The organism is Nocardia sp. No.11 (assembly GCF_038752175.1).
GTDB classification, from domain to species: Bacteria; Actinomycetota; Actinomycetes; order Mycobacteriales; family Mycobacteriaceae; genus Nocardia; species Nocardia canadensis.
In genome coordinates, this window is the sequence record NZ_JBCGFB010000292.1 from 1 (window position 1) to 372 (window position 372).

Here is a 372-nt window from a genome sequence, read left to right on the forward strand (position 1 = left end):
AGCTTCACAGTCTCCCACCTATCCTACACAAACCGTACCGAACACCAATACCAAGCTATAGTGAAGGTCCCGGGGTCTTTTCGTCCTGCCGCGCGTAACGAGCATCTTTACTCGTAATGCAATTTCGCCGAGTCTGTGGTTGAGACAGCAGAGAAGTCGTTACGCCATTCGTGCAGGTCGGAACTTACCCGACAAGGAATTTCGCTACCTTAGGATGGTTATAGTTACCACCGCCGTTTACCGGGGCTTAAATTCTCAGCTTCGCGCCGAAGCGCTAACCGGTCCTCTTAACCTTCCGGCACCGGGCAGGCGTCAGTCCGTATACATCGTCTTACGACTTCGCACGGACCTGTGTTTTTAGTAAACAGTCGC

1 rRNA gene is annotated in these 372 nt (G+C 52.4%); it reads right to left on the reverse strand.

Annotated features, from left to right (window positions below):
• Window positions 1–372, reverse strand: a 23S ribosomal RNA gene (locus V8688_RS32105); the annotation flags it as partial.